We start from the raw sequence: 24226 nt of genomic DNA on the forward strand, positions 1-24226 counted from the left end.
ATGATAAACTTACGCACTTTCAATGATATAGTAAAATACCTTTCCAACAATACCGCTATTTTTTATGCTTTTTTAATTCCTTTTTGATGCTTTGTCTCAAAAATAGATTTCTTTTACTCATCGAACCTATGGGTTAACTCATTCGTGTTTTTTTCAAGATTTCTTTGCAGGTATTTTTAGCAGAAATTATAAACCATCATGAAAAAAACAAGTTTCTTTATTTGTCTATTTTTACTTCAATTTGTAGTCGCACAACACAAAGGAAATTATGATCAAAATGTACAAATATCAAGACAAAACATTGCTTCTTCTGCAAAATTAGGCAATGCTCAACGATTTGGACCTAGATCTTCCAATCCGCGACGAGATGTTAATCCAAATGCCAATATTACAATAGATGTTCATGGATTATTTAATGCAAAAGCAACTTCTTACACTGCTATTTTTAATATTTCGCAAATAGGACCTACAGCAGACGAAACACATAAACTAGTCAATGAGCGTATTGATAACGTTAGAGAAGAGTTAGCTAGTGCTGGAATTTCAAAAGAAGCCATTGCGATTGATGTAATCTCTTTTGTACCAGTATATGAAATCGAGGTAGAAAAAAAATTATTTAGCACAAAATACAACGAAGTTCCAAAAGGTTTTGAACTTCAACAAAATATCCACATCCGATTTAAAGAAACAGCTCAATTTGAAAAGATTCTAGCTGCATGTGCTGCTAATGAAATCTATAATTTGGTAAAAGTGGATTATTTTATTGAGAATATACGAGAAGTGTATAAGAAACTGCAAACTTCTTTAGTTCAATTAATTCAAGAACAAAAAGAGTACTATAAAGTTTTAGGCATTGATTTATCTGCCTATAATATGATTATGGCAGATGACAAGTATTGTTATTTTCCCAAAGATTTTTACCAAAATTATCAAGCATATAATAGTGTTTCTTTTGAAGCTTTACAGCGAAAAAAAGGAGTTACAAAAGCCAAGAAACAAACCTCGTATTACTATCAACCTATTTCATACGAAAACTATGATATAGTTATGAATGCTTCCATTTTAGAACCTGTTATACAAATTGGTATGCAAATCAAGTTGATTTATTCACCAAAACCCAAAGAACAGGAACAGCCTGTTAAAAAAGAGGTTAAAACAGAACATAAATATTATGTAATCTCTCCAGACGGAAAGATTGATGTTAAAGAACTAAAAACTGATTCCACAAACTAACTCCATTACAAATACCATTATTGAATGTAAAACTTAAAAAGAAAAACTCATGAAAAATTTGAATGTACTTTTATCTGGAATTCTCTGCATCACTATGGCATGTAAGGGAAACTCCAAAAATGACACTGCTTCACTTCATGTTCTAGAAACAGGAACACCTGTAGCAACTGAAGAGAAGATTATTGAAGTAAAAAAGAAGAATACAATTAAAGTTGCGCTATTACTTGATACCAGTAATAGTATGGACGGATTAATTCATCAAGCAAAAGCACAGCTATGGGAGATCATTAACGAATTATCATATGCCAAGTGCGACGATGAGAAACCTAATTTAGAAATTGCTTTATATGAATATGGCAATGACAATTTACCAGCAGAAGAAGGATATATTCGTCAGGTTTTACAATTTAGCAATGACTTAGACGAGATTTCAGAAAAATTGTTTTCTCTCACTACACGTGGTGGAAATGAATTTTGCGGACAGGTAATTCAGACATCTCTAGACCAATTAAATTGGGGAACTAATAAGAAAGACTTAAAGTTATTATTCATTGCAGGGAATGAACCTTTTACGCAAGGAAAAATACACTACAAAGATGCCATTACCAACGCTATTGAGAAAGATGTAGTTGTTAATACTATTTTTTGCGGAAACTACAATCAGGGAATTTCTGGGATGTGGAAAGATGGTGCACTATCAGGAAAAGGCGATTATATGACAATTGCTCAAGATAAAAATATTGTACACATAAAGACTCCGTACGACCAAAAGATTATGGAATACAATTCAAAGTTGAATACAACTTATGTCGCTTATGGTATACAAGCCGAACACAAAGTAGCACAACAAGCAATGCAGGATTATAATGCAAATTCTATTAGTGAAGAAATTGCTGTAGACAGAGCTGTATCAAAAAGTTCTAGTTTTTATACGAATGCTTCTTGGGATTTAGTTGATGGAATTGCCAACAATTCTGTAAAAGTTGAAGACCTAAAAGAAGATGATCTTCCTAAAGAATTGAAAGGAAAATCAAAGAAAGAAATCTTAGCATATGTAGAAAAACAACAAAAAGAACGAAAAGCAATTCAAAAGAAGATTCGTGAACTAGATGCGCAGCGCAAAAAATTTATTGCTGAAAAGAGTACTGAAAAAGGAAAAGATGATCTAGAAAGCGCAATGATTAATGCAATTAAAAAACAAGCTGCACGTAAAAACTACACTTGGTAAGAACACATTTATTTATAATAGAAAAAGGCTTGCAATATGCAAGCCTTTCTTATGTTTTGTAAAATTCTTTTTTAGTTAATCGCAGGACAGTTACAGTCATAAGGATCTCTTCGTTGTCCAAAGTCATATCCTAGCGTAATCTGGTGATACCCTCCATTGGAAAGTACCAATGAGTTTGCTTGATACGAATATGTATAAGCAAACATAAACTTCTTGTAATTAACACCTAAAAACGGCGTAATGTATTGTAATTTTTGATTATCAACTTGTGTTCCGTTTACGAATTCTGCTCCATCTAAACTTCTTCTATAAGATAATCCTCCCCAAATAGAACCAAACTCTAAACTTCTGTAAACTTTCATGTTGGCATCAAAAGATGATTCTTGTGTTTCTTCCGTATACTGAAACATGAACGAAGGTTCATACTTCCAATCACTATCGTAACCTCCAAAAACATATCCAGCAGAAGCCAAATAACGACGTTGATTTTTTGATTCGTATTCTTCAGAAAATAAATCTCTTCGAGTTGGCAATGCATTTTTAATTGTTAAATGTGCATAAAAATCTAAAAAGTAATAAGAGGCTCCGAAATCTACGTTAAAATAAGTTGCATTTTGCTGTGTTCCCGAAATAATTGGATCTGGATTATTGATAATATCAAACCCAGTTTCATCTAAACTTCCCTGAGTAAAACCTGTACTTAATCCAAAAGACAACTGATTTAAATCTACTCTATTTCGTGATAAAAGTAAGTGATAAGCAAACGTCAAATAAGCTCCTTGTTGCGAAAAGTTTCCGTTCTCATCATTATATACAATTGCACCTATTCCTACTTTATCACCAAAACGCGTGTTAAAACTTAACGTTTGCAAAGATGGGGCATTGTCAACATCAAACCATTGTTGTCTAGCAGTCAATCTAATTTTTGATGTATTGGAAGCTCCCGCCATCGATGGATGAATAAGGTATAAATTATCCGATAGATAGTCTACATACACAGGAAGTCCATCTTGTGAAAAAGAGCATTGTACTCCAAAAGCTATGGCAACAATAGCTAAGTATTTTTTAAAATTCATTCGTGTTTATCTTTTTGTGTACAAAATATCAGCATGCATCTAAGTACTTACTGAGATCTTGATACAACTTATTATTTGATAACGAGGCCTTTACTTGTTGTGTGTCAATTAGTTATACGCAACACTCTTTTTTAACAGGTGTTTTCGCATTGTAAAATGCTACACAGTTGGTCAAATATATAAATTATTTGATAAGTATGTAATTCTTATCACAATTTATTATACGTTGAACTTCGCAAGAATGTTATTTTAACAAAATGGATTTTCTTGCTATTTCATTTCCGGCATCAATTTATTAAAAACGTAATTATCTCTTAATTATTTTAACAATAAAAATAAAATTATAGCAATGCCTATATGAGAGTTGAATAATTTGTGTCATTCCTCATTAAGAATACAACGATAATGGTTATTTTTGCAAAAAAAAGAAGCCATGAGTGGTATCACAATACAAATAGAGAAAACAAGCAATCCAACTATCATTAAGTTTGAAACTAGTACTTTTTTAACCAGACATACTAGTTACGAATTTAAAAATATTGACGATGCCAAGGATTCTCCGTTAGCTCAACAATTATTTTACCTTCCTTTTGTAAAAACTGTATTTATCTCAGGAAATTTTATTGCTATTGAACGTTATAATATTGTACAATGGGAAGACGTGCAAGACGAAGTTGCTGAACAAATAAAAAATTACCTTAACGAAGGAAAAGAAATTATTCGCGAAGATGCAACATCCAAAAAAGCAGTGCCTGTCACAATATATGCCGAAAGCACACCAAATCCTACGGTAATGAAATTTGTGGCAAATAAAAAAGTGGTAGAGCGTACGTATGAGTTTAAAAATATTGACGAGACTAAATATGCGCCATTAGCGCAAGCACTTTTTCATTTTCCTTTTGTAAAAGAAGTTTTCTTGGATCGCAACTATGTATCAATCACAAAATATGATATGGTTGACTGGAACGATATTACAATGGAACTTCGTGAGTTTATTCGAAATTATATTCAAGAAGGAAAAGAAGTAATCTCACAAGACATTCCTGTTGAGCAAAAAGAAAAGATACAGCTATCTAAGGAAAGTTTTGAAGCCTTAGATGATATTTCTAAAGAAATTGTAAATATTCTTGATGAATACATAAAACCTGCTGTAGCAAGTGATGGAGGAAATATTATGTTCGATTCCTATGACCCTAACTCAAAAATAGTAAAAGTTGTACTGCAAGGAGCATGTAGTGGTTGCCCATCATCTACACTAACTTTAAAAAGTGGAATTGAAAATACGTTAAAGAACCTACTAAAAGGGCAGATTAACGAAGTTGTAGCAATTAACGGGTAAAAAACACTTTTATTATTGCCAGAATTACCGTAATTTATAGCATAAATATTATGTAACTTTATAAAAACACTAATTATGGCAGTATTAAAAGTAATTGAAGTACTTTCAAATTCAAAGAAAAGCTGGGAAGATGCAACAGCTAGAGCTGTAAAACAAGCAGCTAAATCTGTAAAGAATATTCGTTCAGTATATGTACAGGAGCAAAGTGCTATTGTAGACGAAAATGCTATTACAGAATTCCGTGTAAATGTAAAAATCACGTTTGAAGTAAAATAAGCAAAAAAGCTTATCATATACAAAAGCGTTATCTTATGCGATAACGCTTTTTTTATTTTAAATAGATTTCCTAACTTTTCGCCCATGAAACTACTTGAAACCATCTTAATAGCATTAGTTGCCATTGAACACGTATATATTTTATACTTAGAAATGTTTTTGTGGACTACTCCAAAAGGCATTAAAACATTCGGATTAAAATCGAAAACATTTGCAGAAGAAACCAAAACACTAGCCGCCAATCAAGGCTTATATAATGGATTTTTAGCCGCCGGATTGTTTTGGTCATTATACACAAAAGCTATTGACGTGAGTTTGTTTTTTATTTGTTGCGTATGTGTTGCAGCTTTATATGGAGCTTACTCTACCAAAAGCAAGCGAATTTTGATTATTCAAGGAACACCTGCCTTTGCTGCTTTAATCGTTATACTGTTGAACAGATTTTTTGTTTAATTCATAGAAGTTCTTAGATTTTGCATAAGATCTCTCCATATAAAATGGAAGATTAATTAATTTTGCCGCACAAAAAACTACATATATTATGCAAGAAGGAAATACCGCAGAAGCCCAAAATACTGTAGAAGCTTCTAAAGATTGGATTACACAATTTAAAGAGATTGCTCTTGAATACGCACCAAAAGTGATTGCCGCTTTGGTTATTTTGATAGTTGGATTATTTGTAATACAATTGCTTGTTCGTTTTTCTAGAAAATTAATGGCCAAACGTGGAATTGATGGCACTCTACAAAAATTCTTAGGCGATTTACTTAGTTGGACACTTAAAATCTTATTATTCGTAGTTGTGGCATCTAAATTAGGTGTAGAAACCACTTCGTTTGCTGCGATTATTGGTGCAGCCGGATTAGCAATTGGACTAGCTCTACAAGGTTCTTTATCAAACTTTGCCGGTGGAGTTTTGATTATGATCTTTAAACCTTATAAAATTGGAGATTTTATTGAAGCGCAAGGTGTTATGGGAACAGTAAAAGAGATTCAAATTTTTACTACTCATGTAAATACTGTCGGAAATAAATTGGCTATAATTCCTAACGGACAACTTTCTAATGGAAACATCATTAATTATTCTGCAGAAGAAAAACGCAGAGTTGATATGGTTTTTGGTGTGTCTTATGATGCAGATATCAAGCAAACAAAAGCATTACTCATGGAGTTAATTACTTCACATCCTAAAGTGCTAAAAGATCCTGAGCCTATGGTAAAAGTATTGGAATTAGCAGACAGCTCAGTAAACTTTGCCGTTCGTCCTTGGGTAAAGACAGAAGATTATTGGGATGTGTTTTTTGATACAATGGAAAACGGAAAAATTGCCTTAGACGAAGCTGGCATTGAAATTCCGTATCCGCATAGTGTAGAAATTCAAAAACAAGTCTAACTTTTTTTGGCTTTTGTCACTACAAAATCCTTTAAATAATACGGTTCAAAATAAGCGACATCTTCGATGTCGTTTTTTTTATGCTTGTTTATAGCTATTGAAATCATATTTTTTGCTGATGGAAAGTAAACTTCATCATAAAAAACCGCATTAGGATGTTCAATCACACCTTTGCATTTCTCTGCTCCATTTCCTATAAAATATACTTTTCCTTTTGCTAAGTATTCTGCAAAAGATTCTTCGGTGATGATTTCAGCTTTGGTATGTCTTATTTGCTGATGTTCATTATCAAATATAGCAGAATAGACTTCCATTCTTCGAGCATCTAATAATGAAACAATTACTCCTTCATCAACCGTAATTGATTTGGCTAAAATTTCCAAACTTTCAATCGCAATTAAATCAATCGTTGAAGCAAAACACAATCCTTTCGCTGTTGACACTCCAATTCGCAACCCTGTGTACGACCCTGGTCCTTTTCCCACTACCACTGCACTTACCTCTTCAGGTTTAATATTTGCTTGTTCGTAGGCTTCTTTGATAAACACGTGTAGTTTTTCAGAATGAGAATAGTTTTTATCATTTTCTTCCTTGAAATACAAGATTGTTTCATCATCTGCTAAACACACCGAACAATTTGTTGTAGAAGTTTCAAGATATAATCGTATGGCCATGTGACACGTATTTTTTACAAAAATAAAAAAGCATCAATCTTTATAAAAGTATTGATGCTTTTTTGTGAGTTAAATTATCTTTCTACTGCAAATCAGTAAGAGGTAAGCCAAAGTAGAATTCTAGAATTTTTAATCTGAATATGTAATCATACTTTGTACGTACTACATCTGACTCAGCACTTTCCAATCGTTGTTTTGATTGACTAAAATCAAAAGAGTTCATCATTCCTTCATTGAAACGCTCTGTAGAATATTTATGAGCTTCTCTACGTGCTACCAATGTTTTTTCGGCAGCCTCATAAGCTTTTAAAGCCCCACGAGTATCATTGTATGCTTGATTTACCGTTGCTTCGAGATCAATCTTAGTTTGTTCTAAATTGTATTTAGCTCGTTCAATATTGACCAATGATCTACGCACACTGTTTCGTGCTCTGAAACCATTGAGTATAGGTATATTTAACTGCACTCCAAAAGAATGGTTCTTGTTGTCTGAAACTTGATCAAAGAATGGTGCTGTTGTAAACAATTCACTATTAAAATATGTTGTACTAAATCCGTAAAAAGCTGAAAGACTTGGCAGTTTAGCTCCTTTGGCAATTTTTAAATCATATTCAGCCAATTTGATGTTTGTTTCAGAGATTTTAACATCATTGCGCACTTCTAATGATTTTTCAAAAATTTGTCGTGGCGTATTATTCATAATTGTTGTAGATGGAATCATATAGTTTCCTTCTGCAATATCAAAATCATCATAATTACTAAGCAATAATAATTGAGCAAGTGAAATTTTGGAGATTCGCAATGCATTTTCAGCAGCAACTATTTGTTGTTCTTGAGTAGCTGCATTGGCTTCTATTTCCAACACTTCGTTTCTAGCAGACACGCCTTCTTTTACAAGTTCATTAGTTCTTTTTAGTTCTTGTAATGTCACAGCATATTGTGCTTCAAGTACTTTTAATGACTCTTTATTAAAAAGAATTTGCAAAAAAGCCTGTACTACTTGCAACGAAACATTGTCTTTGATATCGTCTAACTGATATTGATTGGCCAATATTGCTAGGTTTGACCTATGCAACCTGTTGATATTTTGGAGTCCATTGTAAATATCTACACCCACATTTAATGAACCTCGAGAGTTTTGTTGTGTCGCGGTTACAATTTGTCCTGTAAGTGGGTTTTGACTCAAACCTATATTCCACGAGTGAGAAGCTGATACATTTGCTGTAGGAAGAAAAGCCCCTTTAGCGTCACTCTTGTCAATTTCAGTATTTTGTCTGTCTAATTGTGCTTGTTTGATAGCAATACTATTTTCTAATGCATATTCAACACACTCTTTAAGTGTCCATTTTTTTTGCGCATTAGCTGTTGAGATTACTCCAACTAGCAACAAAGTATATAGTATTATTTTTTTCATGTTGATGGTTATAATTTTCGGTTTTAGTCGTTTATATCGTTGTCGTCCGTAGCGTCATTTTCATCTGTAGCATTGTTATCCTTTTGCTCATCATCTTTTTTCGGAGCTTTGATATTCCATACTTTAATTTTATCGCCTTCTTTTAATCCAGAAACGATTTCTATGTTTTTTCCATCAGAGATTCCAACTTCAATAAATCTTTTTTCAAATTTTTGCTCACCTGTTTCAACTTCTACATAAGGTTTGTCATCATTTTTATCATCAAAACGCAATAAACCTTCATCAATCACTAAGATATCTTCTTTTTTCTCAAGTTCAATAGAAGCGTTTGCACTATAACCTGCTCTAATAAAATAACCTTCATCTAATGACACATCAGCTTTAATCTTAAATTGAACTGCTCCACTTTCTTCTACTCCTTTAGGTGCAACAAACGTAAGTTTTGCATCAAATTCTTTATCTTCAATAGCTCCTAGATTTACTTTTAACTCGGAGTTTGGTCGTAATTTACCAACTTCGGCTTCATCAACTTTTCCTTCAAAAATCATTTTCCCAAGATCGGCAATAGTAGCAATACTTGTTCCGGCATTAAAGTTATTACTTTCAATGACTTGATCTCCTTCTTTTACAGGAATTTCTAATATTGTTCCTGAAACCGTTGCTCTAATATTTGTATTTGCAGACGAACCTCCAACAGATCCTTTTTTAATAATCTGAAGATCGCTTTGCGCATTGGTTACTTCTTGTTTAGATTGATTGTATGAAAGTTCTGCTCTTTCAAATTCTTGACTTGAGATAATTCCTTTATCAAAAAGGGCTTTATTTCTATCGTAAGCCACCTTTGCATTGTTCAATACAATCTGTGAATTCTTTATGCGGTTTCTAGCACTATTAAGCGATTGCTCATTAGGTACAACTTTGATTGTAGCAATTAAGTCTCCTGTTTTGATTTTATCGCCTTCTTCCACAAAAATCTTTTCAATAATTCCTGATATTTGAGGTTTTATTTCTACTTCATCTTCTGGAATTACAGTTCCTGCTGCAACTGTTTTCCTTACAATTGATGACTTGAAAGGTGTAGCTGTTTCAAAAGTTTCTATACTTTTTTTGTTTGAATTTACAAAGTATGATCCTGCAGCGACCGCTCCTATAAGGAATACAATTAATAATAGGATTAATAAAACTTTTTTCATTTTCTTTGGTTCTTAAAATTATATATTGATCGATGTTGTTTTTATTCTTCTCTTAATGCTTCAATAGGTCTGACATTTACGGCTCGTTGCGCAGGAATGAGTCCTATTAGGGTTCCTAAAACAACCATTATTAACAATGCCATAACTATGTATTCTAAACTAACCGTAGGATTAACGAATGGGAAATCTTCCCAATTTTTAGCCGCCTGATTTAATAAGGATAATAATATTCCTCCAACGGTAATTCCTAATGTTCCTGCCACCAATGTAAGGAATACAGATTCTAAAATAATTTGCCCTCGAATCTCGCTTGGTTTTGCTCCTAATGCACGTCTTATTCCTATTTCTTTAGTTCGTTCTTTTACTGTAATCAACAGGATATTCCCAATTGCAATTACACCTGCTAGGATGGTTGCAATTCCAACAATAAGTGCCGTAAATTTAAGCCCTTTTACAAACCCTGTAATTTTACCAAACATTTCTCCTAGATTAGCCGCTCCAAAGGCACGTTCGTCATCTGGATGAACAGAATATCGTCTTTTTAATAATGTTTTTACTTTTTGTTCGATAGCAACTATATCTTCGTCAGGATATCCCGCTATTACCATCCAACCTATTTGATTTCCTGTGTTGAACACTTTTTTATACGTTGTAAAAGGAATAAAGATTGAGTTATCACCTTCAAAGAAGTCCGTATTATTTCGTTTATATACACCTACAACTTGAAAATAGATATTACTAATCTTGATGTACTTACCTATTGGATCTTCTCCTTTTTCAAATAGTTCTTTTTCAATACGTTCTCCAATTACGCATATTTTGCGTTTTTCATCGATGTCTTTCTTGTTGAGAAAACGCCCTTTTCGAAGTTTCTTTTTAGAAACCATATCAATTACTGGGTAATCCCCAAAAACTTTGTAATTGCCTGATTTTAGGTTATTCACGACTAAAGGTGGTGCCCCATCAAAAATCCCTTTTGCATTTCTGGGTGCTACAAATTGAACTCCTTCTATTTGATTAGCTATTCGATAAGTATCACTTAATTCTATACGTACACTACGATTTCGATTGTACCCTCCATATGGAATACCTGTTTGTTGCCCCCATAAAAAGATACTGTTCGTTGCCATTCCTTTAAATGCTGATTCAAAACCGTTTTCCATTCCTTTTGCAGCACCTTGCAAACCGATAAAAAGTAAAATTCCCCAGAAAACACCAATAATAGTGATTACTGTCCGCAATTTGTTTTTACGAATTGCTCCAAAAATTTCTTGCCATGTATCTCTAGTAAATATAAATTTCATTATTTATGGCTTTTTTTTATTCGTCTCTTAATGCGACTATTGGTTTTACTTTAGCTGCTCTTCTTGCAGGAATATACCCCGCAATGAGTCCTGAAAGAATCAAGATAATCGTTGCCATAATAATGGTTCCTTGACTTACATTAGGATTGGTAATAAACCAATCTTCCAATTTATCGCCCATAGAGTTTAACACAAAGTTTCCTATAAGCAACCCTATGTATCCAAAAAGCATCGTAATGACAATCGTTTCTTGCAAAATCATACCTATTACTGAACCTGGTTTTGCTCCTAATGCTTTTCTAATTCCAAGTTCTTTGGTACGCTCTTTTACTATATATACCATAATATTGCTAATACCGATTACTCCAGCAAATAAAGTTCCTATACCTATCCATAACACAATAATTTGCAACACATTGGCAATTTGCAAATTTTGCTCTAAATCCTCAATAACGCTTTGAACATAAATCCCATTTGGATCACTTGGCGCAATATTATGTTTGTTTTTTAACACTTTTTCAATTTCTCTTGCCAATCTTCGTGCTCCATTAGGTCCAATTTCCATTTTATATGAAAGATTGATTTGATCAATTTTATCGGTATTTTTATAAATTAATTGTTGCGTAGTAACTGGCGTATATATATTGCGTTCTTCTCTATCTCCGCCTGCATCACTGAAAACTCCTACTACTCTGAATACAATTTTATTGAGAGTAAAGTATTTTCCAATCGCATTTTCTCTCCCGAAAAGATCTTTTTCAACCAAACGACCAATGACTGCGATTCGCGCATCATTTGTAATATCATTTTCATTGATATATCTTCCTTTGTCAATAATTGTTTTTTCTAAATATTGGTGATCGGGATGTACAGCTCTTACGGTATAGTTTCCATACTCACTTTTGTATTTTACTGTGACTCCATTTGTGATTCTCGCAGTAGTATATTCTATACGATCTTTAAACTTTTCCTTTAGCAGTTCAAGATCTTCGTTTTTGAATTCTACACGTCTGTTTTCTTTGAATCCTTTAAATGGTTTAGATGTAAATCCAGAATAAATGAATATGGTATTTTGCGCATCGTCTTGAAAAAATTTATAGAATGTATTTTTCAATCCATTACCCATTCCAAAAAGAATGGTGAAAATTAAAATACCAAGTGTCACTGTAAACCCTGCCAGGAGAGTTCTCAGTTTGTTCTTATTAATCGTTTGGAATATTTCTCGCCAGCGATCTAGATCAAACATATTCAGAAGCTCTTACTTGTTGTACTTTTTTATCTTCTTCAATGACTCCGTCTTTTAGCATTACAATACGTTTGGTCATATCTGCTATGTCTGGTTCGTGAGTCACTACTAATATTGTTTTTCCTTCGTCATTAATTCCTTGCAAAAAATCCATTACTTCGTAAGAAGTTTTCGTATCCAAAGCTCCTGTTGGTTCATCAGCAAGTAGTACTTTAGGTTCAGATGCTAAAGCACGAGCAATAGCCACACGTTGTTTTTGCCCACCAGATAATTCACTTGGCAAATGATGTGCCCAATCAGCCAAACCAACTTTTTCAAGATAGTACAACGCTTTTTCTTTTCTAACTTTTCTAGAAATTCCTTGATAATATAAAGGCAATGCTACATTTTCAGCCGCATTCTTATAGTTAATCAAATTAAAAGATTGAAAAATAAAGCCTAAGAATTTGTTTCGATAGATTGCTGCTTTCTTCTCGCTCAAGTTTTTAATTGGAACATTGTCTAAGATATACGAGCCTTTATCAGCCTCGTCTAACATTCCTATAATATTTAATAAAGTAGATTTTCCCGAACCTGAAGAACCCATAATTGAAACGAATTCTCCTTCTTTTATATCAAGATTGATTCCTTTAAGTACGTGAAGATGGTTGCTTCCCATACGATAGGATTTGTGCAGTTCCTTGATCTGAATCATAATTGGTTAGGTTTAGTTTTTTAACAATATTACACATTTGCGATTATTCGCACTGCTAATATTGTGTTAATCTTATTTTTTGATAAAATGAACTATCTATAAGACTACACAAACCTAATTTCGTTACAAGAAAAATCATGTTTTTTTTTCGCCTGACTTTTTCTTGTACGTTTTGTATATATAAAATCCTGTAATTGCAACTAAAATATACGGGATCATCATCAAATAGACAATTCCGTTATTCACACCTTTAGCTTGTGAAAGATCTGCTTCTGATTCGAGTACTGCTCGACACATTGCGCATTGTGCTTCTGCAGAAATAGCCGAAAAACACACCAACAACAGCAGGATGTAATATTTGTTTTTCATTTATGCGTAATAAGGTGAAATCATTAAATATACAACTACGCCCGTTATGGCAACATATAACCAAATTGGGAATGTGATTTTGGCTATTTTTCTATGTTTATCGAAACGCTTTGCTAAAGTTTTTACATATGTAATTAACACTAAAGGAATAATAGCAATACTCAAAACTATATGTGTAATTAAAATGAAGTAATAAATTCCCGCAACAACTCCTTCTCCTCCAAATTTTGTAGATTCGGAAGTCATGTGATAAGCTACGTACATTGCAAGAAATACCACAGAAAGACCTATGCAAATCTTCATGAGTGTTTCATGTAGTTTTATTTTTTTATTTTTAATTGCAATTACAGCTGCAATCAGCAATACAGCAGTGATTCCATTGATTGTAGCATATATAGGTGGTAAAAATGTCAATGGTTCAACATTTTCTAGCTTTACACCAAATAATATAGCCACCACTAATGGAATTGCAATTGATAAAATTATAATCCAAATTTTGTATTTTTTTTCAATATCGTTAGCTGCTTCCATATTATTCTTCTTCTAATAGATTTTTAATATCCTCTTTCAACATTTCTACTTCATCAACATCAGTTCCTTGATAGTAGATTTTAGGGTTTCCATGATTATCTCTACGTGAACGGATAAACCCTTCTTTATCAATCAAAGCAAAATATCCTTGATGTTCAAATCCACCGGCCACTTCGGGATTGATTCCTGTAAATATGTTAAACCCTGTGTTAGACAACTCATGAATTTTATCTAAATCGCCTGTTAAAAAATGCCAGTTCATAGATTTTACTCCATATCGCTCAGCATATTCTTTTAGCACTTTAGGTGTATCATTTTTTGGATCTATGCTAAATGAAGCAATCGCAAAGTCATCTCTTTTGTGAAATTCTTCATCAAGTGTACGCATATTGCTATTCATTACCGGACATATTGTTGGGCAACTCGTAAAGAAAAACTCCATAACCGTTACTTTTCCCTTAAAATCGGCATTTGTAATTTCTAGACTATCTTGGTTTGTAAAAATAAATTCAGGAACCATTCTAGCTTTCTCATTAATTTCAAGATAAAGAAGTTTTCGGTTACGTTCTTTTCCTTCTATATTCATTCGGTCTTTCTCAATGATTGCATCTTCTTTTACTGCATTTACTATTCTAGGAATAAAAATAATTCCAAAGATGAGAATGATAAATGCAATTCCGATATATGAATAGTTTTTTTTCATATCCATTATTCTGATTTGTTTAATTCTTCTGTACGTCTTTTGTTAGATTTTTCATTGGTTGACTTCCCTCTATATTCTTTAAATAAAATACGAATATCATCAGTCATTTTTCCAGCTAATTCTGAAATGATTGTTGTATTATATCCATGTAACATATAAGGTTCTGCCTCTTCTCGCACTTCAATATCTGACCGGTCATCAAATCGTCCTCGAAGATTTTTACTTTTATCAATGATGAATACAAATTCAGAACTTAATTTTGAATCCAAAAGCAAAGGAACTTCTAAACTTTCATGAATTCTCTTGAGTTCTCTTTCGTCTACAATCACAAAATTCCATGCAGTAAGTTCATCTGCAAATCGACTGATTTCATATTTTAAATCATCAATCTCTCTTGTTTGACCAGATGTAACCAACATTACCAATTGGAAATGTTTAAACCCACTGAAACGCTTATAAATCTTTTGGTTTAGATTTAAAACATTTATTTTTCTACCGCTTACATTATCGCCTAAAAAACCTAAAATGGTAATTTTACCCTCAAATTGTATCTTTTCTTTCTTTTCAAAAGATTCATAATTAATAAGCTCAGACACATTCTCTTTAATAGTAGGCAACGGTGTGTAATTATGATTTGTAAAAAGAAGAATGAGAACAATGGTTACTGGCAATAAGAATAATACACCTAAAATAATCTTCTTTTTCATTTGTTGTTTTTACGTTCAATTCCGTTATAAATATTCAAAATAACCGTGTTCTTGCGGTATTTATTTTGACTATACAAAAATAAAAATCGATTTGCTATTTTTCTCTATAATTCGCTACTTTTTTGCGAGTTAGTTCCTTTTTTTGAAAGAATTAACAGGTGATTAATTTTATCTTTCTAAAAGCTATAACTTATACAGGTATGCTTCGAAAAAAACTTATAAAAAAAAGCGGTAAATATTAATTTACCGCTTTTTGTGTATATTATTGAATCCTCTTAGAAATCCCACTTTACAAATCCATTTGCTTTTACGCCTTCAATGTATGTTCCTTCTTGTAAAAGGATGAATACCAAGTAGCAAATTAAGAATACTGCAGTCCAAACAACTGCTCTACGCAATGAACTTTTTTCGTCACGCATGTGCATGAAATCCCAAGCAATGTAGTATGCCTTTACAATTGTTAAAATAATGAATATCCAGTTTAACGCTTTCATTCCTAAAGGATACCATTCCGTTAAAAATTTAGGTTTTACAATACCCAATCCAACTTCTATAATCGTTACAATCGATAAAAAGATTAATACGCCCCAAATTTTTTGAGTGTTGGATTTGAACTTTAATAATCCTTGAAATATTTCTAATTTATGTGTGTTATCGTGTCCCATGATATAACTATGATGCGATTTCTTTTTTTGATTTTTAAACTAGGTAGAAGAAGGTAAATACGAATACCCAAACAAGATCGACAAAGTGCCAATAAAGACCAACTTTTTCTACCATTTCATAATTCTTTCTTCGTTCGTAGGTTCCTAATAAAATATTGAAGAAGATGATTACATTAATCACAACTCCAGAAAATACGTGGAATCCGTGAAATCCTGTGATAAAGAAAAAGAAATCCGCAAATAATCTATTTCCGTATTCATTGTGAATAAGGTTCGCACCTTTCACATATTGTATTGCGTTTTTCAATGCTCTTTCCGACTCTGCTCTTGTTAACACTCCTTTTTGACCTGTTTGATCAGCATTAACATACAAACGTTCAATGCTTGCTGCTTTCTCTATATCTGCAGGATTATCAGAAGCTTTTAATTTTTCTATATTTGGAATAATTTGTTGTGTACGAACCGCTAAGTGCTGGTTGGCATTAAAAGCAGTTACGACATCTTGCACAGAATATTCTGGCAAAGATGATTCAGAAGTAAACCACAACCCTTTACTACGTGTATGTTGTTGTCTTTCTTTATGTGAAGCTGTTGCAAAATCTTCTACAGAAACACGTTTCATTTTTTCATCGCCTTCTGCCATACGTGTGTCAACAAACTGTAAAATTTGCCCTCCTTTAGTTTCCAATGCTCCGTATGAACCTTTGATAAAATTAGTCCATTCCCACGCTTGCGAACCTAAGAAAATACCTCCACCAATAATGGTTAAGAACATATAGAAAGTTACCTTCTTCTTATTCATGTGGTGACCAGCATCTACTGCAAGTACCATCGTTACAGAAGAAGCAATTAATATAAAAGTCATCAAGGCAACAAAATACATCGGATTATCTCCGTGCGACCCTGGAAAGTGATTATACACTTCGTCTGCAATAGGCCATGATTCTATAAACTTAAATCTTGAAAATCCATACGCTGCTAAGAATCCAGAAAATGTGAGTGCATCTGAAAGAATAAAAAACCACATCATCATTTTTCCATAGCTGGCTCCAAGCGGCTTGTTTCCGCCTCCCCAAACTTTACCTTCTGTACCTGTATTTGAAACAGTAGCTTCCATAAAAAGTATACGTTTTTAAAAAATTGTTCAAATTTACGTTTTTTTCTTATCTTAAGAAATATAAAAATAAAAACAAGAAGACCCACAGAAAATCTAGGAAATGCCAGAACATTGCACCTAGTTCTAAACCAAGTGTTTGCCCTTGTTTATACTTTTGTTTAAAATGATTATAAATTACAACCAATAACACCAATATACCTGCCGCAACGTGCAGTAAATGGGTTACCGTAACGATGTATAAGAAAGAGGTTGTTACTGTACTTTCTTCTCCTGTAAAATAATACCCTGTTTCTATAATTTGATTGAACCCAACAAACTGTAAAATTACAAATGTAATTCCCAATGCCAATGTGAGTAATAAATATAAGCTTGTTACTCCTTGTAATCCTTTTTGAATCGCATTTTTAGCTAAATGAAATGTTACACTACTTGCCACAATTACCAAGGTACTGTATAAAAAAGCTATCGGCATTTCAAAAGTATCTAACCAGTCAGGACGTTCTTGACTTACAATATATGCACTTGTTAATCCGGCAAACATCATAAACATGCTAATCATAGCGAACCACAACATCATTTTCCTAGACCTTGCTCGCTTTTCCTGAAATGTTCCTTGTGTTAAATCCATGTTTTATTGTAAAAATTTATCTATTACAAATACAATTTGAATTAGTGTAATGTAGCCCACACTAGCCAACATAAGCGCTTTTGCAGAAGCATTGTCCATTTTTCTATATAATTGGATTGCATAATATAGTAAACCAACTCCTGTAAAAAATACCACAATTGCAGCAACTATGGATAATTTTAATCCATCCGTAAGTCCCATTACTGGAAATACAGAAATTAAAACAAGCCATACAGTATACATAATGATTTGCAAGGCTGTAGCTTTATTTTTCTTCCCTGTGGGCAACATAAAAAATCCTCCTTTTTTATAATCATCATACAGAAACCATCCAATTGCCCAAAAGTGAGGAAATTGCCAAAAAAATTGAATCATAAATAGAATTCCTGGTTCAATGCCAAATTTTCCAGTTGCTGCTACCCATCCTAACATAAATGGAATAGCTCCTGGCAATGCTCCAACAAATACCGATAATGGTGTAATTGTTTTTAATGGAGTGTACAGACATGTATATAAAAAAATAGAAATCGCCCCAAACATTGCTGTTCTTGGGTTAATTATATATAAAATAACTATCCCTGCAATGGTAAAAAGCGAAGCAATAATGAAGGCTACTGTGACTGACATACGACCTGAAGCTACGGGTCTATTTTTAGTACGATCCATTTTAGCATCTAAATCTTTCTCTATAATCTGATTAAATGCATTGGAAGCTCCTACCATAAAATAACCTCCAAATGCCAATAAAGTCAAGACTTTTAAACTAAATCCGTTGGCTCCTACAGCTAACAAATAGCCTGCAAGTGAAGAAAAAACTACGCTTACTGCCAATCCGACTTTGGTAAGTTGTTTAAAATCTTCGATTGTAGAAGCGAATGAGTATGTTTTTTTAATCGTATTCAATGCCGTTTTCATCAACCTTCCTGAAATTCCTGCAAAGATAAAGTACAAATACAATGTATGCAATGATTTTCAAACAGTTTTGCAGCTTTAACAAATAGTTTTTGTTTTTCAATTTTTATCTTTGGAAAGGAAGTTCAATTTGTAACGACCATATTCAAAACTAAAATTCTATGAAACTCCTTAAAATTAGTTGCTTATTTATTTTCTTAAGCTCAATATCCATTAGCTCTGCCCAACAAAAAGAAGTCCAAATTAACGTTACCAAAGTATCCGAACATGTATATATGTTAGTTGGACAAGGAGGAAACATTGCTATTTCTGTTGGCGAAGATGGTGTTTTTATGATTGACGATCAATTTGCTCCTTTGACCCCTAAAATTTTAAAAGCCATCGAAACAGTATCAGATAAGCCTGTTAAGTTTTTAATCAATACGCATTGGCATGGAGATCATACTGGAGGAAATGAGAATATGAGCAAAGAAGGCGCGGTGATTGTAGCCCATGAAAATGTGCGCAAACGCATGAGCATGGAGCAGTTCAATAAAGAACGCAATAGAACAACGCCAGCTTCACCTGAAACAGCACTACCTGTGATTACCTTTTCAAAAGATGTTTCTTTTTATTTTAATGGGGAACGCATCTTTATTTTTCATGTACATGAAGCCCATACCGATGGTGATGCAATGGTTTATTTTACAAGAAGTAATGTATTACACATGGGTGATACTTATTTTCAAGGAAAATATCCTTATATAGATTTGGGTTCTGGAGGAAGTGTAGAAGGATATATCGCGGCTATAAAAAAAGCGCTCTCTTTGATTAATGATGAGACTATAATAATTCCTGGTCACAGAAACTTATCAAATAAAACCGAATTGGCATCATATATTACAATGCTTGAAACTATAAAAAATAATATTCTTACTGAGATAAAAGCAGGGAAAACTGAGGAAGAAGTCACCAAAAATAAATTTCTCACCAAAACTTATGATGATTTAGGTTATGGAGATTGGTTTATTTCTGGAGAGGTATTAAGAAAAACATTTTATAAAAGCTTACAATAGCTCTAGTAAACTTTTATAGTTCAAAATAATTGTTCCTGCAATTAGGAAAAAGACACAGCCCAGTAGAAATACTGGGTATTCTTTTACCATGTAATGGGATCTTCGGGTTCTTCTGTATACAGATAAATCTAATGATTTATATCCTAAATAAACAAATGGAACTACAAGTAGTAGTAAGAAAAATGGCTTAATCATTTTAATAAATAGGTTTGGGCATACAAGAGATTTGGCTGGTCTTGTAATTTTAGTAATTTTCGAGGCTATGTAACAAATTTATAAATTCTGTCGTTAAAAATCAAAATACCAGTTAAAAATATCTGTTCTAATTCCAAAATTGAACCAAGTTGTAGTTTCTTTAAAATCAACAGAGGTAGTCGCTGTAGGATTAAAATTCCTGTAAGTTACATTTGCAAATATTTTTAAATTCGTCCTTGGATTTACTATATATCCCACATTTAAATCACCTATCAATATATTTGTTTTATTTCCTTGTAACAACGCTACACCAGTATCTCCATTACGATTATCGTTATCAAGGAAAATATTACTTCCGTAGCTAGTATTATCAACTGAAGAATCAAAGTCCAATCCTCGTTGACCATATATTATTTTTGCACTTCCAAACCAACGGTTATAATGATATCTAGCAATTCCTATAACTTCTCTAAAGTTTGCTCCCCACAAATGTGCCATTGATTGGTTATTGTGTCCATAATTTGTAGCAACTTCATTATGCGAATATGTATATGGACGCACTTGATTGTATTCGAGCTGCACTAGTAAATTGTCAACTTTGAATGCATTATAATATTTTGCTCCAATTTGGAACCCATATTTGTTTTTCCAACTTTTATTTCCTTCTTTGATATCGTTCAATGAAAATTCATCTAGAATAAATTGCCCATATAGATTGATATTATCATTCCACTTGTATTTTGAACTTAGTCCTACAATAGCATTTCCTGCACGAGAGCCCGTTGAAAATTCAATTGCGCGGTAAAAGATAATCGGATTTACATAGTTGATATCAAATCCGCGATTGTTATCATTTTTCCAAATTACAGATTCAAATAGACCAATGTTTAGTTTTTTAGAAACGTTCCAACTTAAATAGTGATTCGCAATGTATTTTGTTAAGAAGGCCCCATCTTCTGTAACTTCTGGACGCACATCACGAAGCCACATCCATGTATTTGTGTATTTGATTTTCCAAAAAGAAGTGTTGAGTTTTAGAAAAGGATATGGACTCGTTACGTCACTAACAAATAACGACCGATAGCCATCTCCAATAAAGTTCTTACCATGCCCTAATTGCACATTAAACATTTTACTAGGAGCATATGAAATATATCCTTCAGCTACAGGATAATCGTAAGCATCTGTTTTAAATTCTTTAGCAATTCCTCTTCCTGGAATGATTGCAGGATTACCTCCTGAAGGCTTAATACTTTCTGCATATCTATTGAAATAATCTGCAAATCGACCTTGACTTTCAAAAACAGTTGCCGAAAAGTTAAATCCTTTTCCTAGACCTCCTTGCACTTGAACTCCTCGAGTATTGTTGTAAGTATAATCTACTTCGCTATTCGTATTTTTTCCAATTTGCAAATCCACAATAGGATTAAGAGTAAACCAGTAATTTTCTCCTTTTACTGTTACCATGTGTTCATTCCACAATTTTCGTCCTAACCAAGATGTTTTTTCTTTTTTTAGTTTTTCTTGATTTGCGCTAAAGTCATAATAATTAGATACCGTATTATACAGATACGGTTTTGAAGCAGTATGGCTGTTCGTACCGACAAGATTCATTTGTCTATCAAAATAAGAATACGCATCATGTGAAAAAGGGATATTCACATTACTCTTAAATAGGTCATCATTATAGGAACGTAACTTTTCATTAACTTCATCAAATTCTTTTTTTGCCAACGATTCTAGTTCGGTTTCTTTTTCAGGAGATGTCTGAAGATTTTGAATGCTATTTGTTCCTAGAGGAATTGATAGCTTCATCGTAAACTGCATGTAAGTAGGTTTTCCACTATACATTGGTGGTTTAATTGTAGGCAACAAGCCAAATACACGTTTCGCCTCTGTTTTTATTTCCTCATATACCGCATCAACATACAAAACTTTAAACTCTCCTTGTTTTGTAACTTCGAATAACACGATAAACTCTCCATTATAGTTTTCATCGTGAACGATTGCTGGTTCTTTAAAATTAGCAGCTATAAACGCATGCAATGTTGTATTGAAACAATTTTGAAGTGAAGCAATCTCTATATTTTCACATTCTGGAAATACTGGATACTTTTCAAAAGTTTCTGTAGTGTTTTGACTATAACCTAGTTGATTCAATAGAATTGCTATAAGAACTAATAATGGTGTAAGACGCAGCATGTTTGAGTTTTTATAAATGCGAAAGATAGCATATTTTCACAAAATTAATTGAATCCTGCTCCCTAAGATCCTATTCTTGTATAACTTTTGACAAACAGCAAAACCTTCTCCTCTATTTTTATTCTTTATAGAGAGAAATAAATAAGTTGTTTTCTTCACTTTTTATCTTTAAAAAGGTGACTTCCAACGATAAAATAGATTAAATAGACCTAAAAAAAGCAGGATATACTACTTTTTCGTACTTTTGTAGTATACTTTCTGATTAAATGCTCTTTGTAAGTCTTGGTAACATTTGCAAAGGCTTTAAGTTGACATTTTTCATAATAATCGGTTTTAATGTTAATGTAATGATTTGTCACAGGAAGTATACCTAAAAAACCGAGTGAATAACTCGGTTTTCCTTTTTTATTAGAAAGTAATCTTTCTTAGTCTACATGAAAGATAATTGGTAAGTTATATTTCACTCGAACACTTTTATTACTTTGCTTTGCTGGCTTCATTGCTGGTAATGCACGAATAACTCGCTCAGCTTCTTTTTGTAGTTTTGGATGTGGCGCACGTGTTTGAATCCCTGTTACATTACCATTTTCATCAATAATAAATAACACATCTATTCTTTTTTTGCCTTCCGACAAACCTAATTCTTCAGCCAAACTTGTGTCAAATTTCCTATTGACATGCTTTTGAATTTTTTCGGACATACATTTTTTTCTTTCCTTTTTACTATTGTATTGTTCACAACCAGGAAAGATAGGTGCATCTTCAACAAAAGCAAAAGGAAGCTCTTCAATTTCTTCAATTTCATCTTCCACAGAAACATTATCAGTATTTACAAATGAGGTTACTTTTTTTGTTTCTGGTTCTGTTTTTAAAACTTCCTTGATAGTTTCTTTTGCATCATCATCTATCTCTTTTAATTGATCATAAATAACCTTTGAAACTACTTTTTCTTCAGGCGGAAGCTCTTTTACTAGTTCTTGCTCAACTCGAAAATCTTCCAATACATACAAATCATTATCTGCGATTAGCGTAACAACTTTAGCTTTTTCAGATTCTTTAACAGTTTGTACTTGAAAAATAGTGTAAACAATAAATAGACTCAGGGCAAGACTTACTGAGAATCGCAAGAACGAGCTTTTTTGTACTTTGAGATCGTTCTTTTTTGCTAGGTGACTTTCATGTACACCATTTGCATTCACATGTTTTGTGTGATTGACATTTTTCATATTAAATCGGTTTTAATGTTAATGTTTTGTTAAGCAACAATAAACGTACCAAAAAAGAAAGCCTGAGGAAATTCCTCAGGCTTTTATATATAAAAAATGTATTTTCTTATTGAACTTTGAAAACAATTGGAAGTGTATAGTTAACTCCTACTGGCTTACCTCTTTGTTTTCCAGGCTTCATTTTTGGAAGACTTCTAATTACTTTTTCAGCTTCTTTTGCCAATCTTGGGTGTGGCGCTCTTGAACGTACATCAGTGATAGTTCCTGTTTTATCAATTTTAAAAACAACAAATATCTTTTGAACACCTTCTAAGTCAAGATCAGAAGCTAATTCTGTATTAAACTTTTTGTTTACGTGTTTCTGAACTTGCTCAGACATACACTTTTTTCTTTCAGCTTTGCTTGAATATTTTTCACAACCTGGAAAAATCGGAGCATCTTCAATTACTGAGAATGGTACATCTTCAATAATTTCTTCTTCTTCTTCAATTTCTACCGTTTCAACTTCCTGAATCACTTCTTCTTCTGTTGTTTCAGTAGATTCGATTACCGTTTCTTCCACTTCTTCTTCATCTTCCACAACTTCAATCACTTCTGGAGCTGGTGGCGGTGGCGGTGGTGGCGGTTGTTGAATTTGTTGCGTAAGGATCATTTCCTCTTCATCATCTTGCAATAAGTCGACAGTTTCTTCTTTAGCAACTTCGTCATAAGCTGTCCACTCCATCCCTTGCCAGATAAGAAATGTTACTAATGCCAACCCTAAAGTAAGATAGAAAAAGCTATTTTTCCTTAAGTCAACACTTGGATTCTTTTTTGCTTCCATAATAAATATACGTTTTAATGTTT

Annotated in this window: 25 protein-coding genes; 7 read left to right on the top strand and 18 right to left on the bottom strand. The window is 32.8% G+C overall.

Annotated features, from left to right (window positions below):
- Window positions 1-198 precede the first annotated feature (198 nt).
- Both AA088_RS05235 and AA088_RS05240 read left to right on the top strand, forming a co-directional pair.
- Window positions 199-1233: an SIMPL domain-containing protein gene (locus AA088_RS05235; protein WP_046743888.1), complete on the top strand. Its 1035-nt coding sequence runs from the start codon at window positions 199-201 to the stop codon at window positions 1231-1233.
- Window positions 1234-1282: 49 nt separating this feature from the next.
- Window positions 1283-2461 (top strand): VWA domain-containing protein, encoded by a 1179-nt coding sequence (locus AA088_RS05240; RefSeq protein ID WP_046743889.1) that lies wholly within the window; start codon window positions 1283-1285, stop codon window positions 2459-2461.
- A gap of 71 nt (window positions 2462-2532) precedes the next feature.
- On the opposite strand, the gene AA088_RS05245 is transcribed toward AA088_RS05240, so the two are convergent.
- Window positions 2533-3537: a PorP/SprF family type IX secretion system membrane protein gene (locus AA088_RS05245; RefSeq protein WP_046743890.1), complete on the bottom strand. Its 1005-nt coding sequence runs from the start codon at window positions 3535-3537 to the stop codon at window positions 2533-2535.
- A 433-nt stretch (window positions 3538-3970) separates the two neighbouring features.
- On the opposite strand from AA088_RS05245, the gene AA088_RS05250 reads away from it, so the two are divergent.
- The 4 genes from AA088_RS05250 (at window position 3971) to AA088_RS05265 (ending at window position 6545) form a co-directional block, all read left to right on the top strand.
- The gene (locus AA088_RS05250) at window positions 3971-4876 is read left to right on the top strand and encodes a NifU family protein (RefSeq protein ID WP_046743891.1); all 906 of its coding nucleotides are present in this window, start codon (window positions 3971-3973) and stop codon (window positions 4874-4876) included.
- 75 nt (window positions 4877-4951) lie between these two features.
- Entirely contained in the window at window positions 4952-5152 is a 201-nt protein-coding gene (locus AA088_RS05255) for a dodecin family protein (RefSeq protein ID WP_046743892.1), read from the top strand.
- 84 nt (window positions 5153-5236) lie between these two features.
- A complete protein-coding gene (locus tag AA088_RS05260) occupies window positions 5237-5605 on the top strand; it encodes a DUF1304 domain-containing protein (RefSeq protein WP_046743893.1) in 369 nt (122 codons plus the stop codon).
- 88 nt (window positions 5606-5693) lie between these two features.
- Window positions 5694-6545 carry a mechanosensitive ion channel family protein gene (locus AA088_RS05265; protein WP_046743894.1) on the top strand — a complete coding sequence of 284 codons (852 nt, stop codon included), beginning with the start codon at window positions 5694-5696 and terminating at the stop codon, window positions 6543-6545.
- Here AA088_RS05265 and tsaB read toward each other — a convergent pair.
- From tsaB to cyoE, 14 genes are all read right to left on the bottom strand, one after another.
- A complete protein-coding gene (gene tsaB, locus AA088_RS05270) occupies window positions 6542-7219 on the bottom strand; it encodes a tRNA (adenosine(37)-N6)-threonylcarbamoyltransferase complex dimerization subunit type 1 TsaB (RefSeq protein ID WP_046743895.1) in 678 nt (225 codons plus the stop codon). The genes AA088_RS05265 and tsaB overlap by 4 nt on opposite strands.
- An 82-nt stretch (window positions 7220-7301) precedes the next feature.
- A complete protein-coding gene (locus AA088_RS05275) occupies window positions 7302-8633 on the bottom strand; it encodes a TolC family protein (protein WP_046743896.1) in 1332 nt (443 codons plus the stop codon).
- A gap of 23 nt (window positions 8634-8656) precedes the next feature.
- Window positions 8657-9826, bottom strand: a complete 1170-nt coding sequence (locus AA088_RS05280; RefSeq protein ID WP_046743897.1) for an efflux RND transporter periplasmic adaptor subunit — start codon at window positions 9824-9826, stop codon at window positions 8657-8659.
- Between the two features lie 41 nt (window positions 9827-9867).
- Window positions 9868-11130 carry an ABC transporter permease gene (locus tag AA088_RS05285; RefSeq protein ID WP_046743898.1) on the bottom strand — a complete coding sequence of 421 codons (1263 nt, stop codon included), beginning with the start codon at window positions 11128-11130 and terminating at the stop codon, window positions 9868-9870.
- Between the two features lie 16 nt (window positions 11131-11146).
- Window positions 11147-12376 carry an ABC transporter permease gene (locus AA088_RS05290; protein WP_046743899.1) on the bottom strand — a complete coding sequence of 410 codons (1230 nt, stop codon included), beginning with the start codon at window positions 12374-12376 and terminating at the stop codon, window positions 11147-11149.
- Window positions 12369-13070, bottom strand: coding sequence for an ABC transporter ATP-binding protein (locus tag AA088_RS05295; RefSeq protein ID WP_046743900.1), 702 nt, complete (start codon window positions 13068-13070; stop codon window positions 12369-12371). Before AA088_RS05295 ends, AA088_RS05290 begins: the two co-directional genes overlap by 8 nt.
- Before the next feature lie 135 nt (window positions 13071-13205).
- Window positions 13206-13439: a hypothetical protein gene (locus AA088_RS05300; protein WP_046743901.1), complete on the bottom strand. Its 234-nt coding sequence runs from the start codon at window positions 13437-13439 to the stop codon at window positions 13206-13208.
- Window positions 13440-13970 carry a DUF420 domain-containing protein gene (locus AA088_RS05305; protein ID WP_046743902.1) on the bottom strand — a complete coding sequence of 177 codons (531 nt, stop codon included), beginning with the start codon at window positions 13968-13970 and terminating at the stop codon, window positions 13440-13442.
- A gap of 1 nt (window position 13971) precedes the next feature.
- A complete protein-coding gene (locus AA088_RS05310; RefSeq protein WP_046744158.1) occupies window positions 13972-14673 on the bottom strand; it encodes an SCO family protein in 702 nt (233 codons plus the stop codon).
- 5 nt (window positions 14674-14678) lie between these two features.
- The gene (locus AA088_RS05315; RefSeq protein ID WP_046743903.1) at window positions 14679-15380 is read right to left on the bottom strand and encodes a hypothetical protein; all 702 of its coding nucleotides are present in this window, start codon (window positions 15378-15380) and stop codon (window positions 14679-14681) included.
- A gap of 275 nt (window positions 15381-15655) precedes the next feature.
- Window positions 15656-16045: a cytochrome C oxidase subunit IV family protein gene (locus tag AA088_RS05320; protein ID WP_046743904.1), complete on the bottom strand. Its 390-nt coding sequence runs from the start codon at window positions 16043-16045 to the stop codon at window positions 15656-15658.
- A gap of 34 nt (window positions 16046-16079) precedes the next feature.
- Complete coding sequence (locus AA088_RS05325) at window positions 16080-17162, bottom strand: cytochrome c oxidase subunit 3 (RefSeq protein WP_046743905.1); 1083 nt, start codon at window positions 17160-17162, stop codon at window positions 16080-16082.
- Window positions 17163-17208: 46 nt separating this feature from the next.
- Window positions 17209-17790: a cytochrome c oxidase subunit 3 gene (locus tag AA088_RS05330; protein ID WP_046743906.1), complete on the bottom strand. Its 582-nt coding sequence runs from the start codon at window positions 17788-17790 to the stop codon at window positions 17209-17211.
- A 3-nt stretch (window positions 17791-17793) separates the two neighbouring features.
- The gene (cyoE, locus tag AA088_RS05335) at window positions 17794-18705 is read right to left on the bottom strand and encodes a heme o synthase (RefSeq protein WP_046743907.1); all 912 of its coding nucleotides are present in this window, start codon (window positions 18703-18705) and stop codon (window positions 17794-17796) included.
- Window positions 18706-18863: 158 nt separating this feature from the next.
- Between cyoE and AA088_RS05340 the strand changes: the two genes are divergently transcribed.
- The gene (locus tag AA088_RS05340; RefSeq protein WP_046743908.1) at window positions 18864-19757 is read left to right on the top strand and encodes an MBL fold metallo-hydrolase; all 894 of its coding nucleotides are present in this window, start codon (window positions 18864-18866) and stop codon (window positions 19755-19757) included.
- A gap of 288 nt (window positions 19758-20045) precedes the next feature.
- Here the strand turns inward: AA088_RS05340 and AA088_RS05345 are convergent, their stop codons facing one another.
- The 3 genes from AA088_RS05345 to AA088_RS05355 form a co-directional block, all read right to left on the bottom strand.
- Window positions 20046-22154 (bottom strand): hypothetical protein, encoded by a 2109-nt coding sequence (locus AA088_RS05345; RefSeq protein ID WP_046743909.1) that lies wholly within the window; start codon window positions 22152-22154, stop codon window positions 20046-20048.
- Between the two features lie 425 nt (window positions 22155-22579).
- Window positions 22580-23380: an energy transducer TonB gene (locus AA088_RS05350; RefSeq protein WP_052752792.1), complete on the bottom strand. Its 801-nt coding sequence runs from the start codon at window positions 23378-23380 to the stop codon at window positions 22580-22582.
- Window positions 23381-23486: 106 nt separating this feature from the next.
- Complete coding sequence (locus AA088_RS05355) at window positions 23487-24203, bottom strand: energy transducer TonB (protein WP_046743910.1); 717 nt, start codon at window positions 24201-24203, stop codon at window positions 23487-23489.
- Window positions 24204-24226: the final 23 nt, after the last annotated feature.

This window comes from Kordia zhangzhouensis (assembly GCF_001005305.1).
Classification (GTDB): Bacteria; Bacteroidota; Bacteroidia; order Flavobacteriales; family Flavobacteriaceae; genus Kordia; species Kordia zhangzhouensis.